The sequence below is a fragment of the Ancylobacter pratisalsi genome (genome assembly GCF_010669125.1).
Taxonomy (GTDB): Bacteria; Pseudomonadota; Alphaproteobacteria; order Rhizobiales; family Xanthobacteraceae; genus Ancylobacter; species Ancylobacter pratisalsi.
In genome coordinates, this window is sequence record NZ_CP048630.1 from 1,488,701 (window position 1) to 1,503,667 (window position 14,967).

Genomic DNA, 14,967 nt, shown 5'->3' on the forward strand with positions numbered 1-14,967 from the left:
TCCCTCACGCGCCGATCGTCTCGCCCCGGCAACGCCGTGCAGTGCCGGGATGCAGAAACCATCCGGCGAACCGACGTTTCGTCGTAGCCAACAGACGTGCCGAACCGGTAATGGCTTCCCGCCAGCCATCGCCCGAGACGTAACGAGCAGGAACCGGGGTCACACATGACGAAGCCGTTCAGGAAGCTGGCCCTCGGCCTCATCGCGGTCGCGGTCATCGGCGCCGCCTATTATGGCTGGCGATATTACGAGGGCGGCGGGCTGCCGGAAGGAATCGCCGGCGGCAATGGCCGCATCGAGGCGACGGAAATCGACGTTTCCACCAAGACTGCCGGCCGCATCAAGGAAATCCTCGTTGACGAGGGCGATTTCGTCACCGCCGGGCAGGTGCTGGCGCGGATGGACACGGTCCAGCTCGCCGCCCAGCTGCGGCAGGCCCAGGCGCAGCAGCAGCGCGCCGTCATCGGCATCGACACCGCCCGGAGTCTGGTGGCGCAACGCGAGGCCGAGCGCAACGCGGCCACGGCGGTCATCGCGCAGCGCGAGGCCGAACTCGACGCCGCGGAGAAGCGCCTCGCCCGCTCCGCGCAGTTGGTCCAGAGCAACTCGGTCTCGCAGCAGACGATGGACGACGACAAGGCGAGCGAGCAAAGCGCCAAGGCGGCGGTGGAGGCCGCCAAGGCTCAGCTCGCGGCCGCCGAGGCGGCGATCAGCTCCGCCCGTGCCTCGATCGTGGACGCGGAGGCGGCGGTCGATGCCGCCAAGGCGGCGATCGAGTCCATCCAGGCCGACATCGACGACAGCACGCTTACCTCCCCCCGCGACGGGCGGGTGCAGTACCGCGTGGCGCAGCCCGGCGAGGTGCTCTCGGCCGGCGGACGGGTGCTCAACCTGGTCGATCTCGAAGATGTCTACATGACCTTCTTCCTGCCCACGGTCGACGCCGGGCGGGTGGCGATCGGCACGCAGGCCCGTCTCGTGCTCGACGCTGTCCCGCAATATGTCATCCCCGCCAGCGTCAGCTTTGTCGCCGATGTCGCCCAGTTCACGCCGAAGACGGTGGAAACCGAGACCGAGCGCCTGAAGCTGATGTTCCGCATCAAGGCGCGGATCCCGCCGGAACTGCTGCGCAGGCACATAAAGCAGGTCAAGACCGGCCTTCCCGGCATGGCCTATGTCCGGCTCGATCCCGCCGTCGACTGGCCCGCCAACTTGACCGAGAACCTGGTGAAATGAGCCCCGCGCCGGCATGGCCGGGCGAGGCGCCGCCGGTCGTCCGCCTCGAAGCGGTGCGCCACTCCTATGGCAGCGGGCGGGCCGGCAAGACGCGCGCGCTGGAGGCCATCACGCTCGACATTCCCGCCGGTGTGATGGTCGGTCTCATCGGACCGGATGGCGTGGGCAAGTCCACCCTGCTCTCGCTGGTCTCCGGCGCTCGCCGGGTGCAGGAAGGGCGGATCGACGTGCTGGGCGGCGACATCGCCGATCCGGCCCACCGCCAGCGCAGCTGTCCGCGCATCGCCTATATGCCGCAGGGGCTTGGCAAGAACCTCTATCCGACGCTCTCGGTGTTCGAGAATGTCGACTTCTTCGCCCGTCTGTTCGGCCAGGACCGGCACGAGCGCGCCCGGCGCATCGGCGAGTTGCTGAAGGCGACAGGGCTCGACCCCTTCGCGCAGAGGCCCGCCGGCAAGCTCTCGGGCGGCATGAAGCAGAAGCTCGGGCTGTGCTGCGCGCTCATCCACGATCCCGACCTGCTCATTCTCGACGAGCCCACCACGGGCGTCGACCCACTGTCGCGGCGTCAGTTCTGGGAGCTGATCGACACCATTCGCGCCGAGCGGCCGGGCATGAGCGTCATCGTCGCCACCGCTTACATGGAGGAGGCGCAGGGCTTCGACTGGCTGGTCGCCATGGATGACGGCGCGATCCTTGCCACCGGCACGCCGGCCGAGCTGCTCGCCACCACCGGCGCCGACAATCTCGACGCCGCCTTCATCGCGCTGCTGCCGGAGGAAAAGCGGCGCGGCCACCACGAGGTGGTCATTCCCCCGCGCCAGGACACGCACGACGGCGAGCTTGCCATCGAGGCGGCGCATCTCACCATGCGGTTCGGTGATTTCACCGCGGTCGACGATGTCAGCTTCCGCATTCCGCGCGGGGAGATCTTCGGCTTTCTGGGGTCGAATGGCTGCGGCAAGACCACGACAATGAAGATGCTGACCGGCCTTCTGCCGGCCTCGGAGGGGATCGCGCGCCTGTTCGGCCACGAGGTCGACCCCAACGACATCGAGGTGCGCCGCCGTGTCGGCTATATGAGCCAGGCGTTCTCGCTCTATACCGAACTCACCGTCCGGCAGAATCTCGACCTGCACGCCCGGCTGTTTCGCATGGAGCCGGGCGCCATTCCGGCACGCATCGACGAGATGGCGCAACGCTTCGATCTTGAAGGCGTGATGGAGGCGCTACCCGATTCCCTGCCGCTGGGAATCCGCCAGCGGCTGTCGCTTGCCGTGGCGATGATCCACGCGCCGGACATCCTCATCCTCGACGAGCCGACATCGGGCGTCGACCCGGTGGCGCGGGACGGCTTCTGGCAGATCCTCTCCGAGCTGTCGCGCCAGGACAATGTGACCATCTTCGTCTCCACCCACTTCATGAACGAGGCCGAGCTGTGCGACCGGATCTCGCTGATGCATGCCGGGCGGGTGCTGGTCAGCGACACCCCGAAGGCGATCGTCGCGGCGCGTGGGGCGGCGACGCTTGAAGAGGCCTTCATCGCCTATCTCCAGGACGCCATCGGCACGCGCCCTTCCCCCGGCACCGCTCCGGCCGACACCGTCCCACACGCCGCCCTGCACGCGCCGGGCGAGATGGAGCCGACATCCGCCACCGGGCGGTGGTTCGATGTCCGCCGCATGTTCGCCTATACGCGCCGGGAGTCGCTGGAATTGCAGCGCGACCCGATCCGGGCCACCCTTGCGCTGCTGGGCACCGTGATCCTGATGTTCGTGGTCGGCTACGGCATCAATCTCGATGTCGAGAACCTGTCCTTCGCCGTGCTCGACCGCGACGACAGCGCGCTCAGCCAGGACTACGTCCAGCAGATCGCCGGCTCGCGCTACTTCATCGAGAAGCCGGCCCTGCGCGACTACGAGGATCTCGACCGACGCATGCGGGCGGGCGAGATCAGCCTCGCCATCGAGATCCCGCCCGGCTTCGCCCGCGATGTCGCGCGCGGGCGAACGGTCGAGATCGGCGCGTGGATCGACGGCGCGATGCCGACCCGCGCCGAGACCGTGCGCGGCTATGTCCAGGGCATGCACACGGCGTGGCTCACCCGCAAGGCGCGCGAGATCTATGGCGAGGCGGCCACGATCGGCGATTTCAACATCGCCATCCGCTACCGCTACAATCCCGGCATCGAGAGCCTGATCGCCATGGTGCCGGCGGTCATCCCGCTGCTGTTGATGATGATCCCCGCCATGCTCGCGGTGCTGAGCGTGGTGCGCGAGAAGGAGCTCGGCTCCATCGTCAATTTCTACGCCACCCCGGTGACGCGGATGGAATTTCTCATCGGCAAGCAGCTGCCCTATGTGGCGCTGGCGAGCCTGAACTACCTCATGCTGGTGGCCTTCGCGGTCTATGCCTTCCAGGTGCCGCTGACGGGCAGCTTTGCCGCGCTCAGCGCCGCCGCGCTGCTCTACGTGTTCGCGACCACGGCGCTGGGGCTGCTGCTCTCCACCTTCATGAGCAGCCAGATCGCGGCGATCTTCGGCACCGCGCTGGTCACGCTCGTTCCCGCGGTGCAGTTCTCCGGCATGATCGATCCGGTCTCCTCGCTCCAGGGCGTGGGCGCGCTGATCGGGCAGATTTACCCCACTACCTATTTCGTCACCATCGCGCGCGGCACCTTCTCGAAAGGGCTCGGCTTCGCCGATCTCGACACGGCCTTCATCCCGCTCCTGCTCGCCGGTCCGCTCCTGCTCGGCCTGAGTGCCGCTTTCCTCAAGAAACAGGCGGGCTAGCCATGCGCGTGGCAAATGTGATGCAGCTCGGCTTCAAGGAACTGCGCGGGCTCAGACGCGACCCGATGCTGCTGGTGCTGATCGTCTATGCCTTCTCGGTTTCGATCTACACCGCCTCGACCGCGATGCCGGAGACGCTCAACCACGCCGCGATCAGCATCGTCGACGAGGACCGCTCGCCCGCCTCCTCGCGGATCATCACCGCGTTCTATCCGCCCTATTTCTCGGTGCCGGGGCTCATCACCCCGTCGGAGATGGACCGGCGCATGGACGCCGGTTTCGACACCTTCGCGCTCGACATTCCCCCGAACTTCCAGCGCGACCTGCTGGCGGGCCGCTCGCCCACCATCCAGCTCAATATCGATGCCACCCGCATGTCGCAGGCGTTCTCGGGCGGGGGCTACGTGGAGTCCATCGTCTCGGGCGAGGTGAGCGAGTTCCTGAACCGCTACCGGGGCGATACCGAGGTTCCGGTCCAGCTTGCCCTGCGCGCGCGCTTCAACCAGCAGCTCAGCAAGAGCTGGTTCGGCGCGGTCACCAATGTGATCACCTCCATCACCATGCTCTCCATCGTGCTCACAGGGGCCGCGCTCATCCGCGAGCGTGAACACGGCACCATCGAGCATCTTCTGGTGATGCCGGTCACCCCGGTCGAGATCATGCTCAGCAAGATCTGGTCGATGGGCTTGGTCGTGCTCGTCGCCACGGGGGCCTCGCTCGTGTTCATCGTCCAGGGCCTGCTGGGCGTTCCCATCAACGGCTCGATGACGCTGTTCATGCTCGGCACGGTCCTTCAGCTCTTCGCGACAACCTCGATGGGCATCTTCCTCGCCACCGTGGCGGGCTCGATGCCGCAATTCGGGCTGCTGCTGATGCTGGTTCTGCTGCCGCTCCAGGTCCTGTCCGGCGCGACGACACCGCGCGAGAGCATGCCGCAGATCATTCAGGACATCATGGCCTTCACGCCGAACACGCATTTCGTCATGCTGGCGCAGTCGATCCTGTTCCGGGGCGCGGGGCTGGATGTGGTCTGGCCGCAGTTCCTGGCGCTGGCGGCCATTGGCGGCGCGCTGTTCTTCCTGTCGCTGCGCCGCTTCAGGCGCTTCATGCGCTAGCAGGACCGTCGCCGCGCCAGTCCCGGCTCTTTCCGACGGCGGCGGCAAAACGGCGATGGTCGCCGGCCGAGACCGAACCGTCCGGATCATAGTGACGGGAGTTCGCGCGCAGCGGCTCGACATCCACCCCGCACAGTTCCGCCAGCCCGAGCGAGGTGATCTCGTGCATCGCCGGCACCCGCACCGCGCGCCCGCTCGCCGCCGCGAGGAACCGGCCGAAATAGGCGCTCTGCGACAGGCCGCCGTCGATCGACAGCGTGGTGATCGGTCCAACCGTCGCGGCCGCCGCCTCGATCAGCCCGACGGTGAGCATGGCGATGCCCTCCAGCGCCGCCCGCACCATGTCGGCGCGCCCGGTCGCGGCATCCATGCCGATGAACAAAGGCGCCGCCCTGCGGTCCCAGTAAGGCGCCGCCAGCCCCGACAGCGCCGGCACGAAGACGAGGCCACGGCTCAGCGCGGATGGACCCGTGAAGCCGTCGAGTTCCTCCGGCCCGGCATAAAGGCCGATCCGGCGCACCCAGTCGAGCGCGGCGCCCGCGTCGTAGACGCCGCCCTCCAGCGCGAACACCGCGCCCTCGCCCGCCCGCCGCCACGCAACCGTGGGCAGCAGATCGGAGGCAGCGGGCCGTTCGCTCCCTGTCACGGCGAGCAGGAAAGCGCCGGTGCCGAAGGTGATCTTGGCATCGCCTGGTTGCCGGCAGCCATGCCCGTAAAGCGCCGCCTGCTGGTCCACGATCGACACCTTCACCGGCACCCCGGCGAGCGTGCCGAACCCGGCATCGACGGCGGCGATCCGCGGCAGGCACTCCATCGGCACGCCATGCAGCGCGCACAGCTCCGCGCTCCAGGTCCCGGTCGCGAGGTCGAGCAGGCCGGTGCGCGAGGCGGTCGCGCTGTCGGTGACGAAGGCACCGCACAGCCGGTCCAGAAAAAAGGCGTCCGTGGTGCCAAGCCGCAGCCGGCCCGCATCATGGGCGGCGGAAACCGCCGGCACATGGGCCAGAAGCCAGGCCAGCTTGCTGGCCGAGAAATAGGGATCGAGCGGCAGGCCGCAGATCGCTTTCGAGCGTGCCTCGGCTTCCGCGCCCCGCGCCGCCAGCGCGTCGGCCGTGCGCGCATCCTGCCACACGACCACCGGCGAGAGCGGGCGCCCGCTCCGCGCGTCCCAGGCAAGGCAGCTTTCGCCCTGATTGGCGATGGCGATGGCGTCCACCCGGCCCGCCGCGTCGAGCACGGCGCGGATATTGGCCAGAAGTTCCTCGCCGTCCTGCTCCACCCAACCCGGCCGGGGATGGCTCTGGGCATGGCGCAGCGCCGCCGCGACCCGGACCTCGCGGCCATCTTCCACCACAAGACAGCGCGTCGAGGTCGTGCCCTGGTCAACCGCCGCGACCCGCATCAGCCCGGCTCCCGAAACCGGAAGCGGACGCTTCCCGCCGCGCTGGCGCCCTCCGGGATCGGCACCAGCACCCGCCGCTCGGGGAAGAAGGTGCGCGTCTGCGCCCACACCTCGCGCCCGTCGATCTCCAGCGACAGCCGCCCGTGCACGCGATGGGTGAAGCGGAGCTGGAAGTCGCGGAAGGCCGGTTCGCCGCTCCCCTGCCGGCGCAGCAGGCTCGGCACGACAAGTTTCACCGGCGCCTCGAAAGTGACGGCGGTCGGCGCTGATGGCACCGGCTCATGCGCCAGATCCAGCGCCAGCGCGCGCGCCACGGCCCGGCCTTCGCGATAGGCCCATCCCCCGGTCTCGACCGCGCGCAGAAGGTTGCCGCTGGCAAAACACAGCGGGTCCAGGGTGCGCCCGTCCTGATCGATGGCGGGACCCGCGCTGGCGCTGTCGACTCCGATCTCCGACTGCCGGAACAGCGCGGCCTCCGGCGTGAAGCGCCCGGTCAGCAGCACGCCGTCGCACGGGATCGTCTCCTCGACGCCGTCCTGGCGGCGAAAGCGGATCGCCTCCACCCGCCCGGTGCCGCGAATGTCGAGGATCCGCGTGCCCAGATGAACCGGCACGCCCGCCATGCGCGGAAACCAGGCGAAGGGCGCCGGCGCCAGCATGTGGGGCTCGCTCTCCAGCAGGGCCAGCGGGCGGGCGCCATGGGTGAGGCAGGTCAGGATGGCGGAGAGGCTGACCAGCTCCGATCCCACGATCACCGGCCGCCTGAACGGCATCAGCCCGTGAAAGGCGACATAGGATTGCAGCGTGCCCGTGGTGACGATGCCGATCGGCCGATCCCCGGAGATCAGGCGGTCGGAACGCGGCCGCTCGCGCGCGCCGGTGGCGATCATCACCCGGCGCGCGGTCAGGGTCTCGACGCCGTGCGCGGACGCCACTTCCAGCCGGCCGCCACCATGAAACCGCGCCACCGAATGGCCGGTGCGTATGTCGACCCCGGCGTCCGCGGCCTCGCGGGCCAGCCGGCGCCCATAGGCGGCGCCGAAATAGACCCGGCCGAATTCGCGCATGCCGAAGGGCGAATGGCTGCAATGGCGCGTCGCCCCGCCCAGTTCCGGCTCGCGCTCCAGCAGCACCACCTTGCCGGCGCCGCGCCGGCGCAGTTCCATCGCCGCCGCCACACCCGCCGGGCCACCGCCGACGATGATGACATCCGCTGTCGCGCTCATGAGCCCTCGCCGTCCCCGACCGCCAGCGCGGTGGCAAGGCGGCCCTTCGTCATCTGCGCGAGGCGCGCATTGCAATAAAAACCCTGGCAGCGCCCCATGCCGGCGCGCGTGCGGCGCTTCAGCCCGCCAAAGTCCCCCGGCGGCACGTCGCTGGCCAGCGCGGCCTCGATCTCGCGCCGCGTCACCATCTCGCAATGGCAGACGATCTCGCCGTGGTCGGGCGTCTGCCAGTCGCGCTCGCGTGTCTCCGCAAGGTTGGGCAGCGCAACGGGCGGCGGCTCGACCGGCACCAGCGGGGGCGCGTCAAAGGCCCTGTGCAGCGACAGGGCATGCTGCGCCAGCCCCAGCGCCGCGCTCAGTCCGGTGGAGCGGATGCCGCCCAGCGTGATCGCGCGCTGTTCGGGGCGTGTGAAGATGCGGTAGGCCTTGCTCTCGCTCGCCGGCCGCAGCCCGGCATAGACCGCCGTCACCGGCATGGCGCGGAGCGCGGGCACGATCTGCGCGCCCCGCTCCAGCAGCGCTTCCAGCGTTTCGGTTTCCACCGTGGCACGGACGCGGTCGTCCTGTTCCTCGGCGGTCGGGCCCACCAGCACATTGCCGAAGGCGGTCGGGCAGACCACCACGCCCTTGGTGATCTCGGTCGGAACCGGCAGCACGATGCGCGGCACATGGGCGAAGGCGGCCTTGTCCAGCACCACGAACTGGCCCTTGCGCGGCCGGATCTCGAATTCCGGTGCGAAGCCGAGGCGGCGGTCGACCACGTCGCCAAACAGCCCTGCCGCGTTGACGACGCTGAGCGCGCGCACATCGCCCGTGCTGGTCGAGAGCGTCCACTCGCCGGCAAAACGTCCCTCGACAAGTTCGGCCTGGCGCAGGAAACGGGCGCCGAGGGCCACCGCCTGCGTCAGATAGGCCAGCGGCGCGGTCCAGGGGTCGATGACATGCTCGTCCTCGACCTCGATCGCCGCCACCAGCCGCTCGGAAAGGCCAGGCATGGTGGTGCGGGCCTGCGCGCCAGTCATCAGCTTCAGCGCGGTGATGCCATTCGCGCGGCCCTGCGCGGCGATCGCCTCCAGCTTGCCGGCTTCCATCTCGTTCCAGGCGCAGACCAGAGCCCCCGTCGTCACCAGCGGCAGGTTCAGCCCGGCGCGGATGTCGAGATATTCGGCGCGCCCGGCCTTGATCAGGTCGAGCTCGAGGCTGCCGGGCGGGGCGTCGAAACCGGTGTGCAGGATGGCGCTGTTGGCCTTGGAGGCGCCGGAGAGGATGTCGCTCCCCTTCTCGATCAGCACCACCCTGGCCCCGGCCAGCGCGAAACGCCGGGCAACGGCGCAGCCGACCACGCCCGCGCCGATGATGGCGACGTCGAAAAGGTCCTGCGATGGTGGGGCGTGTGTGCGGAGCATGCGTGCTCCCTTCCATAGTCTCATTACGCGACCGGGACAGCGACCGCTCGCGTCACATCGTGCGGCACGGCCGGCACCGGGCGGCAGCGGCCCCGCCCGGAAGGGCGGGACCGTGCGTTGCGGAGATGGAGAACGGCGCCCGATCAGCGATAGGGGTAGCCGGCCTTCTGCATGGTCTCGGCGTACTTCTTGAACGCGGCGACAACCCGGCCCGCGCGCGGGCTGGAGCCGGCGACTTCGTCCCAGAAGCCCTTGGAATCCTCGACCACCTGGGCCCATTCGGCCGGCGGCAGCGAGGTGAGTTCCATCTTCTCGCCCTCGACGCGCAGCTTGGCCTCGCCGCCCCAGTACCAGACGTCGCGGTAGTAGTGCGACTGGTCGATGCTCATCAGGAACAGCTCCTTCAGGTGCGGCGGCACCTTCTCCCAGCTGCCCGAATTGGCGAAGTAGCTGCCGAACCAGGCGCCGGTGACGGAGTTGGAGAGCGCGTAGTTGCACACATCCGCCCAGCCCACTTCATAGGCTTCGGTGAAGCCGCACCAGGCCACGCCGTCCAGCTCGCCGGTCTGCAGCGCGACTTCGACGTTGTCCCACGGGATGGTCACCGGCACGAGGCCGTACTTGGAGAGGAACTTGCCGGCGGTCGGCACGCCGAATACGCGCAGGCCCTTCATGTCCGCAAGGCTGCGGATCGGCTTGTCGACGGTGAAGACGTGCAGCGGATCCCACGCGCCGGTGGACAGCCAGGTGACGTTGTCGACCTCGGAATAGGCTTCTTCCCAGATCTCCTTCAGGCCGTAATAGCGGAACAGCGCCGGCACATCGAGGCTGTAGCGGGTGGCGAAGGGGAAGTAGCCGCCGAACACGGCGATATCGACCGGCGCGGACATCGAGGCTTCGTCCGACTGCACCGCGTCGATGGTGCCGCTCTGCAGCGCGCGGAACAGGTCGGAGGTGGGCACCAGCTGGTCGGCGTAGAACAGCTCGATCTCCATCTCGCCATTCGCCGCCGCGTTGAAGGCGTCGATCTGCGGCTTGATGACGTGGGCGCCGAGCGGGGCGCCGGAATAGGTCTGCAGGCGCCACTTGATCGGACCGACCTGCGCGTTCACGTAGGGCGCCGCGATCGTGGAGCCGGCCAGCGCCGCGCCGGCGCCGAGGCCGGCCTTGCCGAGGAAATTACGGCGTGTGGACAGTATCTTCTCAGCCGCGCCGGGCTTCTTCGTGGTGTCGCTCATCTGCTGCTCCTCTCGGGTTGGAAGGTCTTGTCTCTGGAAGATCTTGTCTCAGGTCGGCGGGTCTTGATCGCCGGCCGTTTTCCTCAGCCCCTGACGTTCATGTGTTCAGGTAGCCAGAGTGCGAGCTGGGGGAACGCCATGATCAGCGCGATGGTGATCGCCATGATCAGCGCGAAGGGCCAGATCGACCGGTAGATGTCGACCAGCGAGATCTCCTTCGGCGCCAGCGAACGCATCAGGAAGAGATTGTAGCCGAAAGGCGGGGTGATATAGGCGATCTGGCAGGTAATCGTGTACAGCACACCGAACCAGATCAGCTGGTTGTTGAAGCCGAGATCCAGCATCTTCACCAGCGGTATGTAGAGCGGCGCCACGATCACCAGCATCGCCGTGTCGTCGAGAAACATGCCCATGATGAGGAAGCTGACCTGCATCATGATGATGATGGTCCAGGGCGACAGGTTCCACTGGCCGATGAACAGGTACTCGATCGCCTTCACCGCGCCGAGGCCGTCGAACACCGCGCCGAAGGCGAGCGCGGCGAGGATCAGCCACAGGAACATGCAGGACACGCCGAGCGTCTTCATCGACGTCTCGCGCACCAGCCGCCAGTTGAACCGTCCCTTCAGCACCGCCGCCAGCGTCGCCGAGGTGGCGCCGACCGCCGAGCTCTCGACCAGGCTGGTGTAGCCGAAGACGAAAAGCCCGGTCATGAAGAAGAAGATCGCGAAGGGGATGATCCCCGCCCGCGCCAGCGCGAGCTTTTCGCGCAGCGGCATGTTCAGCTCTTCCTCCGCCACGATGGGCGCGAGGTTCGGGTTCATGCGGGCGCGGATGATGATGTAGACCACGAACAGAGCCGCCATGATCAGGCCCGGCACCAGCCCGGCGAACCACAGCTTCGAAACCGGCTGGCGCGCGATCATGCCGTAAAGCACCATCACCACCGAGGGCGGGATCAGGATGCCGAGCGAGGATCCGCCCTGGACCACGCCGGAAATCAGCACCTTGTCATAGCCACGCCGCAGCATTTCCGGCAGCGCGATGGTGGCGCCGATCGCCATGCCCGCGACCGAGAGGCCGTTCATCGCGGAGATGATGACCATCAGGAAGATGGTGCCGATGGCCAGTCCGCCGCGCACGCGCCCGAACCAGACGTGCAGCATGCGGTAGAGATCTTCCGCGATGCCGGATTCCGACAGCACGTAGCCCATGTAGATGAACATGGGCAGGGTGAGCATGGCGTACCAGTTGAACAGCTTGAACACCTGGTTGAACGGCAGCTCGACCGCGCCCTGCCCGTAGAGCAGCAGCGCCGCGGCGGCGGCGACGAAGCCGATGGCGGCGAAGACGCGCTGCCCGCTCACCAGCAGCAGCACCATCGACGCGAACATCAGGAGAGCGATCATCTCATAGCTCATCACAGCTTCTCCCCACGCAGGGTGGCGATGTGCTTGAAGACGAGCGCTATGGCTTGCAGCAGCATCAGCATGACGCACACGACCATCAGCGACTTGATCGGGATCACCGACGGGTTCCAGATCGAGAACCGCCTCTCACCGGTGGCGATGGCATATTGCAGGCTGGAGATGGAGCCCGCGAGCAGCACGCCGAGATAGAAGATCAGACACCACACGGTGACCAGGTCGACCTTGGCCTTGCCGCGCTCGGTGAGCGTCGCGTACCACAGGTCCATGCGGACATGATCGTTGTTCTTCAGCGTGATCGGGCCGCCCATGAAGTAATAGGCCGCGAGCGTGAACTGGGTCAGTTCCACCGCCCAGTGCACCGGCATCTTGATCAGGTTGCGGGTGATCGCGTCGAAGATCAGCGTCCCGCCCATGAAGAAGATGAGCGATGCGGCGAGGTAGCCGACATAGTCGGAGATCCGATCCGTCAGGCGCACATAGCGGGCAATCAGTCCCCACGCGCCTCCTTCCGTCCGTTTTGCCTCTTCCGAAGTCACACTGTCGCTCCGTCGTTTCCAAACAGGTGCCCGCTCCGCCACGCGGGTGCGCCGCAGGGCCTCGCGGGAGACACGCCCCTCCGCCGGGCACGGGTGGCACGGGTCTCGTGAGGCGCGGGGCGTGCCGGACGCGGCTGCCAACAGCCGTGCCGCGGCACCATGCACAGCTAATGTGCGTGCCCCTATTGTTTGCACTAGCAAGCACCATACCGCTTTCAAGACCGAAGGGAAGCCCGATTTGCGCACGATACGGCCAATATGGGCATATAATTTGGTTGTATATGACCGAACGGTCATGACATGCTTGCATTTCCTGCCGTTTCGGTCATTCTGTCGTCATATCCACAGGCATCGCCCCCGCGAGGGCCCGAAACGGCGTCGCCTGCGTTCAACCAACCGGTCGCATTGACCACATGCCGGGGCTCACTTACCGATTCCAGCGTCGCCCGGCTGCGGAATGCCGCCCTCCCGTCCGGCCGGCGGCACGAGCGTCGGGCATGAACATCGGGCCTGCGTCGAGACAAGCCAGGAACGTGCCGTGCAACATTCCACTCGCCATCAGGAAATCCTCACGCTGCTTGCCCGCTCGGGCGAGATGAGCGTCGAGGCGCTGGCCGACCAGCTTCAGGTCTCGCGCGAGACCGTGCGGCGCGATCTGGCCCGGCTGGACGCGGCGGGGCGGCTGCGCCGCTTCCACGGCGGGGCGAAGGCGATCGCCGTGCCGCCGCCGGTGATGGAGAAGGAATGGCCGTTTGCGCAGCGCATGGCGCAAAATGCGGCAGGCAAGAAGAGCATCGCCGACGCCGCCGCGCCGCTGTTCCAGCCCGACGATTCCCTGTTCATCGACACCGGAAGCACCACGGTCGCCTTTGCCGAGGCCCTGGCCGGTGCCCGCGCGCTTGTCACCATCACCAATTCACCGCGTATCGCGGCGATGCTCGCCGCCAACCACAGCCACAAGGTCTTCCTCATCGGCGGGGCCTATGGAGCGGATGCCGGGGAGAGCCTCGGCCCGCTGGCTCTGGAGCAGATCGCCAAGTTCCGCGTGCGCCACGCGGTCCTGACCATCGGCGCCATCGACCCGACCTGCGTGATGGATTTCGACCTGCAGGAGGCGGAGGTCGCCAAGGCGATGATCGAGCGCGCCGATCGCGTCACCGTGCTGGCGGACCACAGCAAGTTCGAGCGCCGCGCGGTGTTCGAGGTCGCGCCCCTTTCGCGCGTCCATACGCTGGTCACGGATATCGCCCCCACCGAGCCGATGGCGAAGGCGATCGAGGCCGCCGGCATCCGGCAGATCGTCGCCGGCGGGAACTGAAGACGGCAGGCGGCGCACCGCGCGCCGGCGCCGTCATCTGGATGAGCAAGCTCCAGTTTTGAATCGTTAAAACAAGTAAGCGGCCCGCCCCGATCCCCGCAACGCTGGGGCAGCGGCACCGGCCGGCGCGAAAATCCTTCTCCCGTCGGGGGAAAATCCAAAGCTCAGCGAAGCTCAATCCGGGCCTGATCGCCCGACAACACATATCGCTGGGTGGGTCGGCGCGGCTATTGGGAGCGCCTATACTAAATAGCGAATAAAACTATTTTATTGATGCGCCCCACCGCCTCAAGCTGCCGATCTGCGCAATTGAGATCGAGGCATGATGGAAACGGGCACCCCGCTTCGCGCGGGCCTCCATGGCGAATGCCGCCCGGCGGCAACCCGCCCCGCGCGGGGCGTGCGCCACGGGCGTGCGAGCGCGTCTTCCCTGCCCGGCCATCTCCTCTTCCCCACCTTCCCGCGCCCGACCCGCGCGCGCTGTCGATGCACTAGGGGATGACCATGTCCGCCACCCGCCCCTCGCTCAAGCTGACCCATGAAGGCGCGCTGACCATGCTTGCGGGCGCCCTCGCCAAGGCGAAGGAACTCGGCGTACCGCAGAACATCAACATCGTGGACGAGGGCGGCAATCTTCTCGCCTTTGTGCGCATGGACGGCGCCAAGCTGCTGTCGCGCGAGACCTCGCTGTCCAAGGCGATCACCGCCGCCTCGCACCGCCAGCCCAGCGGCCGGCTCAATCCGGCGGATGCGGTGAACCTGCAGCTCGCCGCCGGCCAGCGCCTGACCAATCTCGTGGGCGGCCTGCCCATCATCATCGAGGGTCAGTGCCTCGGCGGCATCGGCGTCGGCTCGGGTACCGGGGCGCAGGACATCGAGGTCGCGCGGGCCGGGCTGGCCGCCATCGGCGCCGACGACCAGACGCCCTGAACAAAATAAATCTTACGTATAATCAAGTCCTATGCCCTCCATAGGACGAATTCCTTGCGCCATTAATGTACCTTTTCTCGACTTAATCAGATTACGTTGATAGTTTTTCACTATGTATAATCACTTACACTTGCACGTCATTTGAGCAATTTATGATCTAAAAAGCGCCATTCGCACAAATTGACGCTTATTGCATCATTTTGACGCCTACACTTCTTGACGCCCTGACCTTCCGTTCCGACAATCGCGGCTCATTCGCGAGGTGCGGGACATGCTTGAGCTATCCGCCCGGGAGACCAGGGCGTTCACCGGCGGCACGAGATTGGCGCCGGTGGAAC

11 protein-coding genes are annotated in these 14,967 nt (G+C 67.3%); 5 read left to right on the forward strand and 6 right to left on the reverse strand.

The features are described 5' to 3' along the window. Positions 1-165: 165 nt before the first annotated feature. The 3 genes from G3A50_RS07120 to G3A50_RS07130 are packed head-to-tail and all read left to right on the forward strand — an operon-like array spanning position 166 to position 5,143. Positions 166-1,236 (forward strand): HlyD family secretion protein, encoded by a 1,071-nt coding sequence (locus G3A50_RS07120; RefSeq protein ID WP_163074596.1) that lies wholly within the window; start codon positions 166-168, stop codon positions 1,234-1,236. Further along, complete coding sequence (gene rbbA / locus G3A50_RS07125; RefSeq protein ID WP_163074597.1) at positions 1,233-4,028, forward strand: ribosome-associated ATPase/putative transporter RbbA; 2,796 nt, start codon at positions 1,233-1,235, stop codon at positions 4,026-4,028. The genes G3A50_RS07120 and rbbA overlap by 4 nt, the downstream gene beginning before the upstream one ends. Positions 4,029-4,030: 2 nt before the next feature. Then, positions 4,031-5,143 carry an ABC transporter permease gene (locus tag G3A50_RS07130; RefSeq protein ID WP_163074598.1) on the forward strand — a complete coding sequence of 371 codons (1,113 nt, stop codon included), beginning with the start codon at positions 4,031-4,033 and terminating at the stop codon, positions 5,141-5,143. Here the strand turns inward: G3A50_RS07130 and G3A50_RS07135 are convergent. From G3A50_RS07135 to G3A50_RS07160, 6 genes are all read right to left on the reverse strand, one after another. Then, complete coding sequence (locus G3A50_RS07135; RefSeq protein WP_163074599.1) at positions 5,133-6,545, reverse strand: FGGY family carbohydrate kinase; 1,413 nt, start codon at positions 6,543-6,545, stop codon at positions 5,133-5,135. The genes G3A50_RS07130 and G3A50_RS07135 overlap by 11 nt on opposite strands. Beyond that, positions 6,545-7,771, reverse strand: a complete 1,227-nt coding sequence (locus tag G3A50_RS07140) for an NAD(P)/FAD-dependent oxidoreductase (protein WP_163074600.1) — start codon at positions 7,769-7,771, stop codon at positions 6,545-6,547. Before G3A50_RS07140 ends, G3A50_RS07135 begins: the two co-directional genes overlap by 1 nt. Further along, positions 7,768-9,177 (reverse strand): NAD(P)/FAD-dependent oxidoreductase, encoded by a 1,410-nt coding sequence (locus G3A50_RS07145; RefSeq protein WP_163074601.1) that lies wholly within the window; start codon positions 9,175-9,177, stop codon positions 7,768-7,770. The genes G3A50_RS07140 and G3A50_RS07145 overlap by 4 nt, the downstream gene beginning before the upstream one ends. Before the next feature lie 143 nt (positions 9,178-9,320). Continuing rightward, a complete protein-coding gene (locus G3A50_RS07150) occupies positions 9,321-10,415 on the reverse strand; it encodes a twin-arginine translocation signal domain-containing protein (protein WP_163074602.1) in 1,095 nt (364 codons plus the stop codon). A gap of 83 nt (positions 10,416-10,498) precedes the next feature. Further along, entirely contained in the window at positions 10,499-11,836 is a 1,338-nt protein-coding gene (locus G3A50_RS07155; protein ID WP_163074603.1) for a TRAP transporter large permease, read from the reverse strand. Further along, entirely contained in the window at positions 11,836-12,381 is a 546-nt protein-coding gene (locus tag G3A50_RS07160; RefSeq protein WP_163074604.1) for a TRAP transporter small permease subunit, read from the reverse strand. The genes G3A50_RS07155 and G3A50_RS07160 overlap by 1 nt, the downstream gene beginning before the upstream one ends. A gap of 538 nt (positions 12,382-12,919) precedes the next feature. On the opposite strand from G3A50_RS07160, the gene G3A50_RS07165 reads away from it, so the two are divergent. Continuing rightward, the gene (locus G3A50_RS07165; RefSeq protein WP_163074605.1) at positions 12,920-13,699 is read left to right on the forward strand and encodes a DeoR/GlpR family DNA-binding transcription regulator; all 780 of its coding nucleotides are present in this window, start codon (positions 12,920-12,922) and stop codon (positions 13,697-13,699) included. 504 nt (positions 13,700-14,203) lie between these two features. Further along, positions 14,204-14,629, forward strand: a complete 426-nt coding sequence (locus tag G3A50_RS07170) for a GlcG/HbpS family heme-binding protein (protein ID WP_163074606.1) — start codon at positions 14,204-14,206, stop codon at positions 14,627-14,629. Positions 14,630-14,967: the final 338 nt, after the last annotated feature.